12 protein-coding genes are annotated in these 13,056 nt (G+C 49.4%); 7 read left to right on the forward strand and 5 right to left on the reverse strand.

The annotated features are described in order from the left end of the window. Window positions 1-8 precede the first annotated feature (8 nt). The gene (locus ABFZ84_RS05985) at window positions 9-755 is read left to right on the forward strand and encodes a phosphoadenylyl-sulfate reductase (RefSeq protein ID WP_369313039.1); all 747 of its coding nucleotides are present in this window, start codon (window positions 9-11) and stop codon (window positions 753-755) included. On the opposite strand, the gene ABFZ84_RS05990 is transcribed toward ABFZ84_RS05985, so the two are convergent. Then, window positions 752-1,621, reverse strand: a complete 870-nt coding sequence (locus ABFZ84_RS05990; RefSeq protein ID WP_369313040.1) for an alpha/beta fold hydrolase — start codon at window positions 1,619-1,621, stop codon at window positions 752-754. The genes ABFZ84_RS05985 and ABFZ84_RS05990 overlap by 4 nt on opposite strands. A 352-nt stretch (window positions 1,622-1,973) precedes the next feature. On the opposite strand from ABFZ84_RS05990, the gene ABFZ84_RS05995 reads away from it, so the two are divergent. Next, window positions 1,974-4,949, forward strand: a complete 2,976-nt coding sequence (locus tag ABFZ84_RS05995; RefSeq protein ID WP_369313041.1) for a TonB-dependent receptor domain-containing protein — start codon at window positions 1,974-1,976, stop codon at window positions 4,947-4,949. Between the two features lie 107 nt (window positions 4,950-5,056). On the opposite strand, the gene ABFZ84_RS06000 is transcribed toward ABFZ84_RS05995, so the two are convergent. The 3 genes from ABFZ84_RS06000 to ABFZ84_RS06010 all read right to left on the reverse strand — a co-directional run bounded on the left by ABFZ84_RS06000 (window position 5,057) and on the right by ABFZ84_RS06010 (window position 6,828). After that, window positions 5,057-5,590 (reverse strand): hypothetical protein, encoded by a 534-nt coding sequence (locus ABFZ84_RS06000; protein ID WP_369313042.1) that lies wholly within the window; start codon window positions 5,588-5,590, stop codon window positions 5,057-5,059. An 82-nt stretch (window positions 5,591-5,672) separates the two neighbouring features. Further along, entirely contained in the window at window positions 5,673-6,203 is a 531-nt protein-coding gene (locus tag ABFZ84_RS06005) for a carboxymuconolactone decarboxylase family protein (protein ID WP_369313043.1), read from the reverse strand. Window positions 6,204-6,282: 79 nt separating this feature from the next. Next, the gene (locus ABFZ84_RS06010) at window positions 6,283-6,828 is read right to left on the reverse strand and encodes a peroxiredoxin (protein ID WP_369313044.1); all 546 of its coding nucleotides are present in this window, start codon (window positions 6,826-6,828) and stop codon (window positions 6,283-6,285) included. A 141-nt stretch (window positions 6,829-6,969) separates the two neighbouring features. Here ABFZ84_RS06010 and ABFZ84_RS06015 point away from each other — a divergent pair, with 141 nt between their 5' ends. Beyond that, window positions 6,970-7,869: a hydrogen peroxide-inducible genes activator gene (locus ABFZ84_RS06015; protein ID WP_369313045.1), complete on the forward strand. Its 900-nt coding sequence runs from the start codon at window positions 6,970-6,972 to the stop codon at window positions 7,867-7,869. Between the two features lie 8 nt (window positions 7,870-7,877). Here ABFZ84_RS06015 and ABFZ84_RS06020 read toward each other — a convergent pair whose 3' ends face one another. Continuing rightward, window positions 7,878-8,990, reverse strand: coding sequence for an AI-2E family transporter (locus tag ABFZ84_RS06020; protein ID WP_369313046.1), 1,113 nt, complete (start codon window positions 8,988-8,990; stop codon window positions 7,878-7,880). A gap of 102 nt (window positions 8,991-9,092) precedes the next feature. Between ABFZ84_RS06020 and ABFZ84_RS06025 the strand changes: the two genes are divergently transcribed. Genes ABFZ84_RS06025 through ABFZ84_RS06040 form a run of 4 tightly spaced genes read left to right on the forward strand, consistent with a single transcriptional unit; the run spans window position 9,093 to window position 13,016 of the window. Further along, window positions 9,093-10,430 carry an anthranilate synthase component I family protein gene (locus ABFZ84_RS06025; RefSeq protein ID WP_369313047.1) on the forward strand — a complete coding sequence of 446 codons (1,338 nt, stop codon included), beginning with the start codon at window positions 9,093-9,095 and terminating at the stop codon, window positions 10,428-10,430. Beyond that, window positions 10,427-11,002, forward strand: coding sequence for an anthranilate synthase component II (locus ABFZ84_RS06030; protein ID WP_369313048.1), 576 nt, complete (start codon window positions 10,427-10,429; stop codon window positions 11,000-11,002). Before ABFZ84_RS06025 ends, ABFZ84_RS06030 begins: the two co-directional genes overlap by 4 nt. Beyond that, window positions 11,002-11,865: an aminotransferase class IV gene (locus tag ABFZ84_RS06035; protein WP_369313049.1), complete on the forward strand. Its 864-nt coding sequence runs from the start codon at window positions 11,002-11,004 to the stop codon at window positions 11,863-11,865. Before ABFZ84_RS06030 ends, ABFZ84_RS06035 begins: the two co-directional genes overlap by 1 nt. Next, window positions 11,862-13,016 (forward strand): acyl-CoA synthetase family protein, encoded by a 1,155-nt coding sequence (locus ABFZ84_RS06040; protein ID WP_369313050.1) that lies wholly within the window; start codon window positions 11,862-11,864, stop codon window positions 13,014-13,016. The genes ABFZ84_RS06035 and ABFZ84_RS06040 overlap by 4 nt, the downstream gene beginning before the upstream one ends. Window positions 13,017-13,056 lie beyond the last annotated feature (40 nt).

Raw genomic sequence — 13,056 nt, forward strand, 5'->3', positions numbered from 1 at the left:
GATTGGTCATGAGTGCAATCGCTTCAAATCTCGATACTGGCTCCCCTGTTGCTGCGCCTTCTGACACAGCGTTAAGTGCTCGGGCGAGACGTCTTGCGATGCAACACTCGAGCGCGGATGCGCTCGAAATCCTCCGTGTTGCCATCAAAGAGGAATTTAGCGGAAAAATCGCGCTCGTATCATCTTTTGGCGCTGAATCCGCGGCGCTCCTTCATCTGGTTGCGCTGATAGATAAAGACATTCCCGTCGTATTTCTTGAAACGGGCAAGCACTTTGCGCAAACAGTGAGCTACCGTAAAAAGCTGGCCGCAAATTTGGGGCTTACGAATGTAAGGGACATTGCACCTGATGCTGCTGTGCTTGGTTCTCGTGATCCGCAAGGCGATCTTTGGAAACGCGATGCAGATGCGTGCTGCACCCTACGCAAAGTTGAACCGCTTGGGGCCGCTTTGGAGGAGTTCGATGCGTGGATTACGGGGCGTAAACAATTTCATGGTGGCGGTCGTATAAACTTGCCGGCATTTGAAGCGTCTGAGACTCATATCAAAGTCAATCCGCTGATCCGTTGGTCGAAAGAAGCGATAGGCGATTATTTCACTGAAAACGATTTGCCGGCGCACCCACTAACGACACAGGGTTATCCATCCATCGGATGCTGGCCTTGCACGCATCCCGCGCGAGCGGATGATGATGTGCGGGCTGGTCGATGGAGGGGGGCGGCAAAGACCGAATGTGGAATTCACGGTATCGGTTAATCAATGCTTGCAAGAAATACCGTGATGGCATTGAGCGCTTCTGGTTCGGTAAGCATTGGCGCATGACCGACGCGAGGAACCTCAGCATATTCAAAATTCGGATGAACGGCGCGCATTTGTTCGACGATTTCCGGCGAAAGCAGGTCGCTAATACCGCCCCGAATGAGAAGTGTCGGCGTATTTTGCAGGCTCTTGAAGGCGGGCCATAAATCGGGTGCAGGGCCGCTCTCAACCAGTGCTTTGGCGATGTTTGGGTCGTAATCGAGTATCCATTCGCCGGTTTCAAGTTGCCGATAGGTACGGCGCGCAAAGGCTTGCCATTCTTCTTTAGTCGCGTCGGGAAAAGCTACTTCGTTTATTGCCTTAATTCTTTTTGCGGCTTCGCTAAGGTCTTTTGCGGGCCCTAAGGACCCACCCACGTAACTGGAAATTCGAGCGATACCCTCTGGTGCTAATTCTGGGCCCACATCATTGATGATGGCGGCTTTTACACGATCAGGGGCCAGCTCATTGGCGAGCATTGTCGTGATTCCGCCAAGCGAGGTTCCGATGAAAGTCGCGGCGTCTAGTTTCAGGCTATCAAGCGTCAACAGAACATCGTCTCGGTATGTCGTCGGAAAATAATTCAAATATTGCGAATCATAGTCTGAGTTTCCGCGCCCCCTCAGAGAAAGCACGTATACGTCTCTACCGGTTTTCGCGATTTCCGGGGCTAGTTCTTCAAAGTCACGCGCATTGCGAGTGAGACCGGGAATACAGATCGCAGCAGGCTTGTCGCCGCCGGAATAGTGCCGACCACGGATAGTAACTTCTGGTGAGATCACAACGGAAAAGCTCCGCCAGTCATTTGTCTCGAATTTGGTCACTGTCTTAGCCTTTTCTGTTTCAAACAAGTGCAATCAAACAGCATTCTGCTGAGTGACGCATATGCGCTAAGTGCTTGTTAAAGCTTTGGTAATAAGTCCTAACAATTTATTGCATGTGCAAATTAAGAGTTGGTTAAGAGATTTTGTGACGAATTTGCCACAACGCGATGTTTACCACTTAACCAGCGGTGTTTGTTTATTGACCAAAATGAGTGTCGAGACTTAGCTTGCCGCCAATGTCTAATTCTTGGACATGATTTGCGCAGGCATTCGGAGAATTGCGCATATCACTGCTGTGACGCCCATAGCTCCCAAAATGGGAATTATGATTGAAAGTTGGAGGGATACCATAATGTTAAAGAAACGTTTGGCAGAGCGCCTGCTCTGCACAACCGTGCTAGCTGGTGCTTTTGCAGCATCTGCAACCGGGGCATTCGCTCAGGATGCTGATGGCGATGATGTTGTCATCGTAACCGGTACGCGCATCCAAGACCCGAATATTGTTGCGGCCAGCCCGGTCAATTCAATCGGTCAGGAAGAGCTATCACGTAAATTCGAACCAAATATCGAACGCGTTTTCCGCGATCTGCCAATCACCATCCCTGGTGACGGCCAGAACGTGAACAACGGTTCTGCTGGTGCAGCGACAATCGACCTTCGCGGCCTCGGCCCAGAACGTTCATTGGTTATGATCGACGGCAAACGCCTCGTTCCTTACAACCAAAGCGGTATTGTTGACGTAAACACCATTCCACTTAACCTGATTGAACGCGTTGACATCATCACAGGTGGTGCTTCTGCTGTTTATGGTTCTGACGCTATGTCAGGTGCGGTTAACTTCGTAACGCGCAAAAACTTTGAAGGCGTTGAAGTAGGGGCGAACTATACCCTCTCTGAAGAAGGTGACGGCGATACATACGATATCAGCGCATTGCTCGGCTCAAATTTTGCTGACGGTCGCGGTAACGTAACAATGAGCCTCAACTATACATCTCGTTCAGGTGTACTTCTTGGTGCCCGTCCATACGGTCTTGTTGGCGTTGATTCTGAATCTGGTGCTGGTGCTGATGGTAACATTGTTCCTGCTCCTGCTGAGTGTGATGCTCCTGGTTCAGTCGCTGTTGGTGGTTCAACGACGGCTATGCCTGGCGCGCTCGACCTTCCTGGCGGCACGCTTCAGTTCCGCAATGACGGTACACTTGGCGACCGTTGTTCGGTGTTTAACTTCAACCCGTTCAACTATTACCAAACTCCTCAAGAGCGTTTTGGTATTACCGCAATCGGTAACTACCAGATCAACGACTCTATTGAGTTTTATGCTCGTGGTACATTCTCTGGCATTAACGTTCGCCAGCAGGTTGCACCATCAGGTGTATTCGGGAACGAGTTTGAAATTCCGCTTCAGAACCCATTCTTGGGTGCGCAAGCACGTCAAGCGATCCTCGATAATGTGAATGGCAACCTTTCACCCGCTTTTGGTGGAACAGGTACGTCGGGCACATTCGCAACGACTGGTGTTCAGGACTTGAACTCTAATGGCGTTTTCGATGTGGACGATTCTATCATCGTTCCAGTTCGTCGCCGTACACTCGAGCTTGGTACACGTTCGGAAGACTTCAACAACAATCTCTTCCAGATTGTAACTGGTTTCCGTGGTTCGTTGGATTGGGTTTCACCAGACTGGAACTACGATCTTTCATTCCAGTATGCTGAAACAGACCGTACAACGGTTCGTGGTGGTTACACTAATGTTGCAAACATCGCGACTGCGTTGAACACCGTTAGCGAAACTCAGTGTGAAACACCTGATGGCTCGGTTACCGCAGGTTGTGTGCCTATCAACATCTTTGGTGGCTTTGGTTCGATTTCACCAGAAGCGGCTGTCTACAACCAAGCGATTGCTTTCCAGACTCAGGAAGCAACTCAGATGGTTGTGCAAGCATCAATTTCTGGTCCAGTTGAAGGCTTCAAATCGCCTTGGGCTGAAACACCGTTGAACCTTGCTCTTGGTTTTGAGCACCGTGAAGAAACTGGCGCGCTTGAGCCAGATGAATGCTTGAAATTGCCGCCAGTGAGCTGCCAAGGTGGTGCAGGTGGTAACTTGCTCCCAATTAAAGCGAGCTATGGCACATGGGAAGGTTTCGTCGAGGGGATTATTCCTGTCGTAGAAGGTCAGCCTTTCTTTGAAAATCTCAGCATTGAAGCTGGTTACCGTTACTCAGACTTCTCTCCAACCGAAGACACAAGTGCATGGAAAGCCGGTGTTAACTGGCAGGTTACTCCAGCACTGCGTTTCCGTTACATGGAGCAGAAAGCTGTTCGTGCACCGAACGTTTCAGAAATCGGTTCACCAATCACGACGGGCCTAGACAACGCTGACTTCGATCCATGTTCAGTCGGTAATCCGAATCCGATCACGCCAGACCTTATCGCGCTTTGCGAATCAACAGGTGTTCCGGCTGGTCAGACAGGTACGATTAATGACATCGTTAGTGGTCAGGTTAACGTCTTTACAGGTACTAACCCTGCGGCGTTGCCAGGTGCTGAGACGGCTCGTACACGTACAGCTGGTATCGTTATCACTCCTGACATGAGCAGTGTTGGTTCTGGTGTTGGTGCGACGACGTTCTCTGTTGATTACTACAGCATCACCATCGATGATTACATCGACACACTTGCTGGTGATGAGGTCTTCGACCTTTGCTACACATTGGGTGATGCTGACACTTGTGCCGGTATCGTTCGTTCCGCGAGTGGTCTCGTGACGACAGCGGGTACAGGTATTCCGGCCTTCATTCAAAACCTAGAGTACTTTAAAGCCTCTGGTTTGGAATTTGGTCTGAACACTGGTTATGACATTGGCAATATGGGCTTCCTATCATTTGCCTTTAACGCCAACTATTACCTGAAGAACGAGTTCCAATCTGCAGCGACGTCTCCGGTTGTTGATTGTAACGGTGGTTACTCAAACGCATGTGATCCTGTTCCAACATGGCGTTCAGTAACGCGTGCAACTTGGGAAAATGGTCCTCTTGAAGCTTCGATCCTATGGCGTCGTATTGGCGGCATGGACTTCCGTGGCGATCCAGGCGACTTGTTCGATGATTTTGAGCAAATTTCTGCTCATAATTACTTCGACCTCTCAGTTGGTTACCAGGTTACAGAAAGCGTCCGTATTGGTGGTCTCGTGAAAAACCTCGCGAACAAAACTCCACCTATTATCGGCAACGATACTGGTACAACGACGTTTAACTCAGGCAACACATTCCCAAGCCTCTATGACGTGCTTGGCCGTGTTTACTCAGTAAGCATCAAAGCGACATTCTAATTATCACTCGATAGTTAGAGAAAACGGCGGCCTTTGGGCCGCCGTTTTTTTTGTTCTCTATTTTTAAAACTCAGTAAGCTGATTGGGTGGGGGCTTGTTAGGCTGGCTTATTTGATGCGTTCAACAAGCATAGAGCGGCGCATCTCTTCAATCTCTAGGCGGTAGCCGCTGAGTGCGCCTTGGGAAACTTTAACTGTGTAATCCCGCTTTTTGGATAAGCGAAAGCGGTTTGAATCGGCAGGCTTTTGTTTCCAGATTTGTCCGTTATCGAGAAAGAAAACATAGGTACCGGATCGGGTAACAGCAAAATCCGTGAGCGATGCTATGACGTCTTTCTCACTGTTTTTGGCGTCTGTTTCGGAGATTGTCTGGTTACGGGCAACGACCTGTTCCGCACCTAGTCCAGTGGGTTGGTCTTTGTTTGGCATCGCGGTGACTTGATCAGAGCTGTCTGCGGTCGCGATCGAGTTAGTGTCCCCGATATATGTACGCAATGCAGCCTCGAGGCACGCGATGCGATCTTTCTTACCGTCAGTATTTTCGCGGCAGTTATCGATCGGGTTCATTTCCTGTGCGAATGTTACGTTCGGGACGAGTAGAGTTAGTGCGACGGCGCTCACACTTAGAAACTGCTTGTTCATTCAAAGCCTCCAACAACAAAATTGTTCAATGGACAGCTTAGCGCTGCCCATTGAAGGACACCAGTCTGGAAGGCTTACTTCATCAAGCCAAGGCTTCTTCGCCGGTTAAAACAGCGGCCGCGGCGTGGATAGTCGCGGCGATGCGTAGCGCTGTTTGGACCTGCTCTGTAGAAAGTCCACCCTCACGCACTACCTTTTCGTGCGAGTCGAGGCACATTCCGCAGCCGTTCACCGCAGATACCGCGAGTGACCACAACTCAAAATCTACCTTTTCGACACCTGGTTTGCCGATGACATTCATCCGCAATTTGGCGGGCATAGTGCCGTAATCTTTCGCAGACATAAGATGGGTAGAACGGTAATAAATATTATTCATTCCCATGATTGCTGCGGCAGCTTTAGTCGCTGTCAGGGCCTCGGGCGAAAGCTTTCCCTCGACCTCTGCGTTGACCGCTTTGATTACAGTGGCGTTGCCTGACGCCAGAGCGGACGCTAAAAACGCACCCCACTTTTGTTGATCCGTCAACGTCGTTTCTGACGCAAGGGTGCCAAGGTTTAAGCGAATGTCTTTCGCGTAATCTGGAATTTGTTCCCGAAGGTTGTCGATGCTCATGGTGTTGTGTCCTTAATTTTTGATAAAAAAAGGGCGCGGCGACGCATGAATTGCTCGCGCGCGCCCTAATTTAAAGTTTTTAAAGTGTGTCGCCACCGATCGGACGGTTACATGGGCAAAGCTCATCTGTCTGCAGCGCATCAAGAACGCGTAATGTATCTTGTGGGTTACGACCGACATTCAGGCCGTTCACATAGACGTGCTGGATGACATTGTGCGGATCGACAACAAACGTTGCGCGAAGAGCAACACCTTCTGGTGCGCGAATGCCAAGGCCATCAATTAGTGAGCCTGTTGTATCGGCAAACTGGTAAGCTGGGTGCTTATCGAGATCCGGGTGGTCGCGACGCCAAGCAAGTTTGCAGAATTCGTTATCAGAGCTACCGCCCATGACAACGGCATCACGGTCTTCGAATTCTTTTGCAAGGCGACCGAATTCAGCAATTTCGGTTGGGCAAATGAATGTGAAATCTTTTGGATAGAAGTAGATGACTTTCCATTTACCAGAAAAGCTGTCTTGCGTGATATCTTCAAACGCAGAGTTTCCATTCTCTTCGTGCGCGTTGAAGCCTGGCTTTACGCCTACAACTTTAAAATCTGGAAGTTTATCACCGACGCCTAACATGTAGGTCTCCTTTATCTTATTAAGTGAATTCCGACGCCCCTGTTGGAGCGATGAAACACACATAGGCCCATTGGATAATTAATCAAATAGATTATATTGCTCTATACAATCGAATTAACCGATAATGAGTGAGGGCCAGTAATGACGCCACTTCCGACCTTAAGGCAGTTGCAATTTTTTATGGCGCTTGTGCGTCGCGCTTCTTTTTCCAAAGCCGCTGAAGATTGTTTGGTGTCACAGTCGACGCTTTCTTCGGCCATAAAAGAAATGGAAGTATTGATGGATCAGCAATTGGTTGATCGATCTACTCGCGCTTTTGCGCTGACTCCGGCGGGCGACGAGGTTGCGTCACGCGCACCGGCATTATTGGCTGGTGCAGAAGATTTGGTCCGCGCAGCCAGCGGTCGGCGGCCCTTGGAAGGGCCCTTCACGTTGGGTGTCATTCCTACCATTGCGCCGTTTATTTTACCCAAAGCCGCCAAGATATTGAAGAAGGCATACCCAAATCTCGATCTGTATCTGCGAGAGGATTTGACGGCGACCTTGGCCGAGCGTTTGTCTGCCGGGTTGATCGACGCAGCGGTTCTCGCGTTCCCTTATGAGCTTCACGGAATGGACGTTATCGAGATCGGGGAAGATCCATTTTGGTTTGCATGTGCAAAGGGGCATCCGCTTGCGGAGAAAAAAACCGTTTCCCAAGACGACCTCAATGGTTGCGAATTGTTGCTGTTAGAAGATGGGCATTGTCTTCGGGATCATGCGATTGACGCATGTGAATTGCGGGACCGTGACGCTGCGGCAGCTTTTGGTGGAACTAGCCTGTTTACATTGGCCCAAATGGCGCGTTCGGGATTGGGCGCGACTTTGCTACCTGAAATGGCTGTGCGGGAAGGTCTAGCGAAGGGAGTTGGTTTGGTTACAATTCCGTTTGCTAAGCCTGCGCCTGTGCGTCGTATTGGTGTTGCGTGGCGGCACGGATCGGGTCGCAAAGAAGAGGCATTGGCGCTCGCAGCAACCTTAAAAGATGCAATTTATTCTTAGGCGCGTTCTTACTCTAGATTGCCATGTTTTATGTCGGCGATTTTTCCATTATCAGAAAGCATGACTGCAATCCCGCGAGTTGAATGAAATTGCGAAAGAACGATCATAACGGTCACGGTGATGGGTACGCTTAAAAGTAAGCCAGCAAACCCCCACAGGGACCCCCACACGCCGAGGGAGAACAAGATCACGAGTGGGCTTAGGTTTAGGGAGCGCCCCACAATCCTCGGTTCAATGCCATTGCTCATGACTTGTTCGGCACCGATAAGGCTCACGGCCGCGATCATTGCCATTCGCACTCCACCTCCGTCTGGCTGAACTAAGGACAATAGGACAGGTAGAGTGATTGCTGATGCGGCACCGAAAATAGGAATGTAATTTAGAACAAAAATCAGTAGAGCCCAAAATCCAGCGAACTGCACCCCAATAATCAGCATAATGATATAACTAATCGTTGCGGTCACGAGGTTCGACAGGGTTTTGACAGTTATATACTGCCGGACCATGACACCTATATCTGATAAAGTTTCATTGATTACGCGTCGTTGCCGATCGTCAGCGCCTAGTAGTTCTATTTTTTTCAGCAAACGCCCCCGTTCTATCAGCATAAAAATAAGATACAGAAAGACGGTGATAAAAGTAAGAAAGTTGGAACTAAGCGAACGCAGGCTGCCTGCGGCTTGGGAGAGCACTGGTTTGATAAGGTCGAGGGCAGATTTTTGAATTTGCTCGACGCCGCCTAATAGGTCTTGAGGTAGGAAATCAACCGTCCGGAAATATGCGATTGCATCTCCTGCCAATCCGCGCAGTCTTTGTTCATAGCTGGGCCAAGTCTCAAGTAGGGTTTCGACATTTGACCGGATAATTTCAACAAAGAGCACCATGCCGCCACCGATGAGAATGAATGCGACCATGTATCCAACCCAATCGGGCATAAACCGACCAATATACGGGGCGCGACGGATATTTTCCTTAAGGGTGTATATTAGAAAACAAAGGAATATGGCGACGACCAGCGGTATGATGACGCCACGCCCGATATAAGCGATAAAGCCAATGAGGACGGCTATGGCGATGCCGTAAAATGTCTTTGCAACGCTTTGTCCGTCGGAATCGGGCATATCAGATCTCCTGTTTTCATAGGAAATAGGACAATTTGCGCGTTGGCCCAAGTCTTTAAAGATCTGCTTTCCCTCTGGGGGCGTTCTCGCTAAACAGCGCTAATGGTCTCGATTGAAATAGAATGGCAAAACCCAATAGATGCCTTTGCGCCGTTCGCGGGCGTTCCGCACGCGCACCTATTACATGCTGGTGATGGGGCGAATGATGCGGAGTGGTCTATATTGGTCGCCGCCCCAGTGGAGGTCATCGAAGGTGCGACTAACAAATCGCTACAGAGGCTAGACGAGATCCTTCAGCAGCGGAGAGGCGCTCCGGTGACCGAAGAAATGGATTTTCCATTCTGTGGTGGTGTTTTGGGGTATATCGGGTATGAGGCCGCATCATTATTCGAGCCCAGTTTGAAAATCCCTGCCTCGCCTTATCTTTTACCGGATATCAGTTTTGGCATTTACGATGCGGCCGCACTTTTTTCGGTTAAGTTAAAAAGAATGTTTGTGGTTGGGCGAACCGAAGTGGCGTGCAAGGCGCTTTGTGACGTGTTAGCCACGAAGCGGGCGGTGACACAATCGCCTCTTCCGTCATTTCAGTTGGGCTCAAACTTTTCTGCTACTGAATATAAAAATGCTGTAAACTCAGCGATAGAAAATATTCTTGATGGGGATTTTTATCAGGTAAATTTTTCACATCGAATAACGGCACAGGCTGAAAGCGAATTGGATGTATATTCGATTGCGCGCAGTGTTCTATCAGAAAACAATTCTAGGTTTGGTGCTTTTTTGCAATTTGCTCAAGGTCAAGTCGTATCTGCGTCCCCCGAGCGCTTCTTTCAGATCGAATGCGATCAGCATGGTAACAGGCGTATTCTTACAGAGCCTATCAAAGGAACTCGACCAAGAGGCAAAGATAATGACGAAGATATTTTATTGGCGGGAGATCTGTTAAGCGATCCAAAAGACCGTGCAGAGAATATTATGATTGCAGATCTTTTGAGAAATGACCTGTCTCGAGTATGTGATGATTTTTCAATTCGTGAAGATGCAATTTGTGAACTGATGACGCTAAAAAATGTGTTTCATCTGGTTTCCAAAATTAGTGGAGCTTTGCGTCAAGACGTAACTTTCTCAGAAATTTTACGTGCGCTGTTTCCTTGTGGCTCGATAACCGGCGCGCCAAAAGTTGAAGCTATGCGTACGATCGCGCGAACCGAGAAAATAGGGCGCGGTCCGTATTGTGGGGCGATTGGGTATTTTTCAGATCACGGACGCGCAGACTTTTCAGTTGCAATTCGTATTATGCTGGTTTCTGAACGATCATTGAGCATACCGGTGGGCGGAGGGATAACGCTTCGGTCTGATCCGGAAAAAGAATACCGTGAGACACTGGACAAAGCGAAAGGTGTTTTGTCGTCTATTGGTATGGCGGCGGCAGATATTCGATGATCCTCGTAATCGATAACTACGATTCTTTCGTTCATAACCTTGCCCGCTATGTCCGTGAGGCGGGGCATGAAACCCTCATTATTAGAAATGACGAGGTGAGTGCGTCTGAATGTATGGCTATGTCTGCCGATGCGATCATTCTCTCTCCCGGACCGGGGCGTCCCTCTAATGCATTGCTTTGCGCTGAATTGCTTGATGTAATTGACCCAAGTTTACCCGTGTTGGGCGTCTGTCTTGGTCATCAATGCCTTGTGGAATTCTGTGGAGGTCGCACGAAGAGGGCCAAACACCCACTTCATGGTGAGGCAAGCGAAATCCTGCATGAAGAGGGCGGTATATTCCAAGATATATCTTCACCGATGAGTGTGGGCCGATATCATTCGTTAGTTTCGAGCTTGGCCGACGAAAACAAAGAGCTGCGTGTGACGGCATGGAGTAGCGAAGGAGAGGTCATGGCTGTAGAGCATGTTGAGCGACCATGGTTTGGCGTTCAATTCCATCCAGAATCGCTGCTAAGCCGGATAGGGCGAAAAGTAATTGAGAATTTTGTTTATAAGTATGTGGGGAGCTAATGGCTGTATATTCGAAGAATGGTGAATACGGGGAAGACCCCGTCTCCGTCGATATCGCAGATCGTGGATTATTGTTGGGCGACGGAATTTTTGAAACCATCTTATTACGTGATGGCGTACCGGTTTTTTTGGGTGCGCATATGGCACGTTTGACTGCCGGTGCCGTCGCACTGGGCATAGATATAAAGTTTGATGAGATTGATATCACCAAGCGAATTTCTGAGCTTGCCGTCAAAAATCGCATCGAAAAGCAAACTGGATCGGCGCGTGTTACGTTAACGCGTGGGGCGGGACGGCGCGGGCTTTCTATTGAAGGTGCGAATGAACCAACACTTCTGATTACAGTAAATGCGTATGACCGTATTTCTCACATTGAACCCGCAAATGTTCTCGTCAGCCGGGCGTGTCGTGCCGAGCGTAGTGTTTCGGCAAAGTATAAAACATTGAACTACATTGATAATGTAATGGCCCGCGAGGAAGCGAGCGCTGCCAAGCTCGAGGACGCGGTGATGCTAAACCATGCCGGACGCGTAGCATGTGCATCCGCGGCGAATGTGTTCATTATTCGTGGCGATGGCGAAGTGGTGACGCCGCCGGTGAGGGAAGGTGCACTTCCCGGTGTGGTTCGAAATATTGTTTTACAATCGGGAAATGAGGCCGGATTGGTTATCGTCGAGGCCGAAATAGAGCGTCACGAGCTGAAAAAATCGGCGATTATATTGACCAACAGCCTTATCGGGTTGCGATTGGCAACATTGAAAAATGGCACTATTTCACAATCTGCATATAGCATCTTCGAAAAACTCAAATCATGTTACGAAAGTGAAATTGAGAAGGATCTAAAGTTGCGAGCAGGTCATTGAAATCGTTTGCCTTCAAAGAAGAGCAAATCTCTCGGGTGATTGGGGCGGCGTCGGCTGATGAATTGGCGCGCCGGTTTAATCGGCATATTGACTTCCTGACAATCGCTTCATGGACGCAAGACACGAAGTTGGAACGTGGCGGCATGGCCTTAACCGCCGCAGAAAAAACAGCGTGTGCTGAGCGGGCGGCAACTATGTTCGGCTTTGCTCCTGATTTTTTAAAACAAGAACCAGCGGACAAAATTTCAGATTGGGCACGATCACTCTCCAATGCATTGGCATCGAAGCTAGTTTCATTTTCTTTTAAGCCAGCCGCGCGTAGCAATCAGGATATCGCTTATCAGCACCGCGCGGACGCAATCTTTCAGGATGCAGCAGCCGCTGCAAATGTATTATATGGTCGCCGCCGTTTGCTGTCTTTTGTGGCACCACATAGTCTTTTGGGGATCGAGCTATCTATTCTGACACCGAATTTATTGGGTGTTGAGTCCGTTGATGCGCGCGGTATGACGCCTGATGTTTTGTCCAAAAGCTTGCTCTTTGGTGATGTGCTCGTCGCAACACCGACCTTGTGGCGTTACATGATGCAAGAAAAATTGAAGGCACCGGATAATACCCTTGCGGTCAGCTTCGGCGAACCGATGACGCCTGAACTCGCTGTCGAGATGCGAAAAAGCGGTTTTGGTGTGTTGCGCGAATTATATGGCTCGACAGAAACAGGCCTGATTGGGTGGCGCGATACGCCCGGCGAAGCGTTTGCGTTGTTTGATCACTGGCGTAAGGCTGGTGATGATTTGATGCGTATTATGCCTGACAGTACTGAAGAGTTGGTCGAACCAATGGACATCTTGCAATGGGACGGTGAGCGGAGTTTTGCCCTTTCGGGACGCCGTGATGGCGCGGTTCAGATTGGTGCAGTAAATGTATTTCCGGACGTTGTGTCGAATGCTCTGCGCTCTCATCCTCACATAAAAGAATGCGAAATCGTTGTGGGTCGCCGAAGCGATGGAGCCAGTCGTCTTGTAGCCCATATTGTGTTGTCTGAAAAAGTTCAGCCAAATGAGCGTACGGCGCGCGATATCGATACATGGTGCCGAGCAAACTTACGTCAGCAAGAGCGACCACAGATTTATAATTTTGAAGCGCCTTGATGCGCTGATTGATTTTGAAACCAGCGCATTCGGAATATGG

Source organism: Hyphococcus lacteus (assembly GCF_041058985.1).
In the GTDB taxonomy this organism is placed as follows: Bacteria; Pseudomonadota; Alphaproteobacteria; order Caulobacterales; family Parvularculaceae; genus Hyphococcus; species Hyphococcus lacteus.

What these genes read in the sequence shown, in the direction of transcription:
- ABFZ84_RS05985 (WP_369313039.1), top strand. Translation starts at nt 9, where the DNA reads ATGAGTGCAATCGCTTCAAATCTCGATACTGGCTCCCCTGTTGCTGCG.
- ABFZ84_RS05995 (WP_369313041.1), top strand. Translation starts at nt 1,974, where the DNA reads ATGTTAAAGAAACGTTTGGCAGAGCGCCTGCTCTGCACAACCGTGCTA.
- ABFZ84_RS06000 (WP_369313042.1), bottom strand. Translation starts at nt 5,590, where the DNA reads ATGAACAAGCAGTTTCTAAGTGTGAGCGCCGTCGCACTAACTCTACTC.
- ABFZ84_RS06005 (WP_369313043.1), bottom strand. Translation starts at nt 6,203, where the DNA reads ATGAGCATCGACAACCTTCGGGAACAAATTCCAGATTACGCGAAAGAC.
- ABFZ84_RS06010 (WP_369313044.1), bottom strand. Translation starts at nt 6,828, where the DNA reads ATGTTAGGCGTCGGTGATAAACTTCCAGATTTTAAAGTTGTAGGCGTA.
- ABFZ84_RS06015 (WP_369313045.1), top strand. Translation starts at nt 6,970, where the DNA reads ATGACGCCACTTCCGACCTTAAGGCAGTTGCAATTTTTTATGGCGCTT.
- ABFZ84_RS06020 (WP_369313046.1), bottom strand. Translation starts at nt 8,990, where the DNA reads ATGCCCGATTCCGACGGACAAAGCGTTGCAAAGACATTTTACGGCATC.
- ABFZ84_RS06025 (WP_369313047.1), top strand. Translation starts at nt 9,093, where the DNA reads ATGGTCTCGATTGAAATAGAATGGCAAAACCCAATAGATGCCTTTGCG.
- ABFZ84_RS06030 (WP_369313048.1), top strand. Translation starts at nt 10,427, where the DNA reads ATGATCCTCGTAATCGATAACTACGATTCTTTCGTTCATAACCTTGCC.
- ABFZ84_RS06035 (WP_369313049.1), top strand. Translation starts at nt 11,002, where the DNA reads ATGGCTGTATATTCGAAGAATGGTGAATACGGGGAAGACCCCGTCTCC.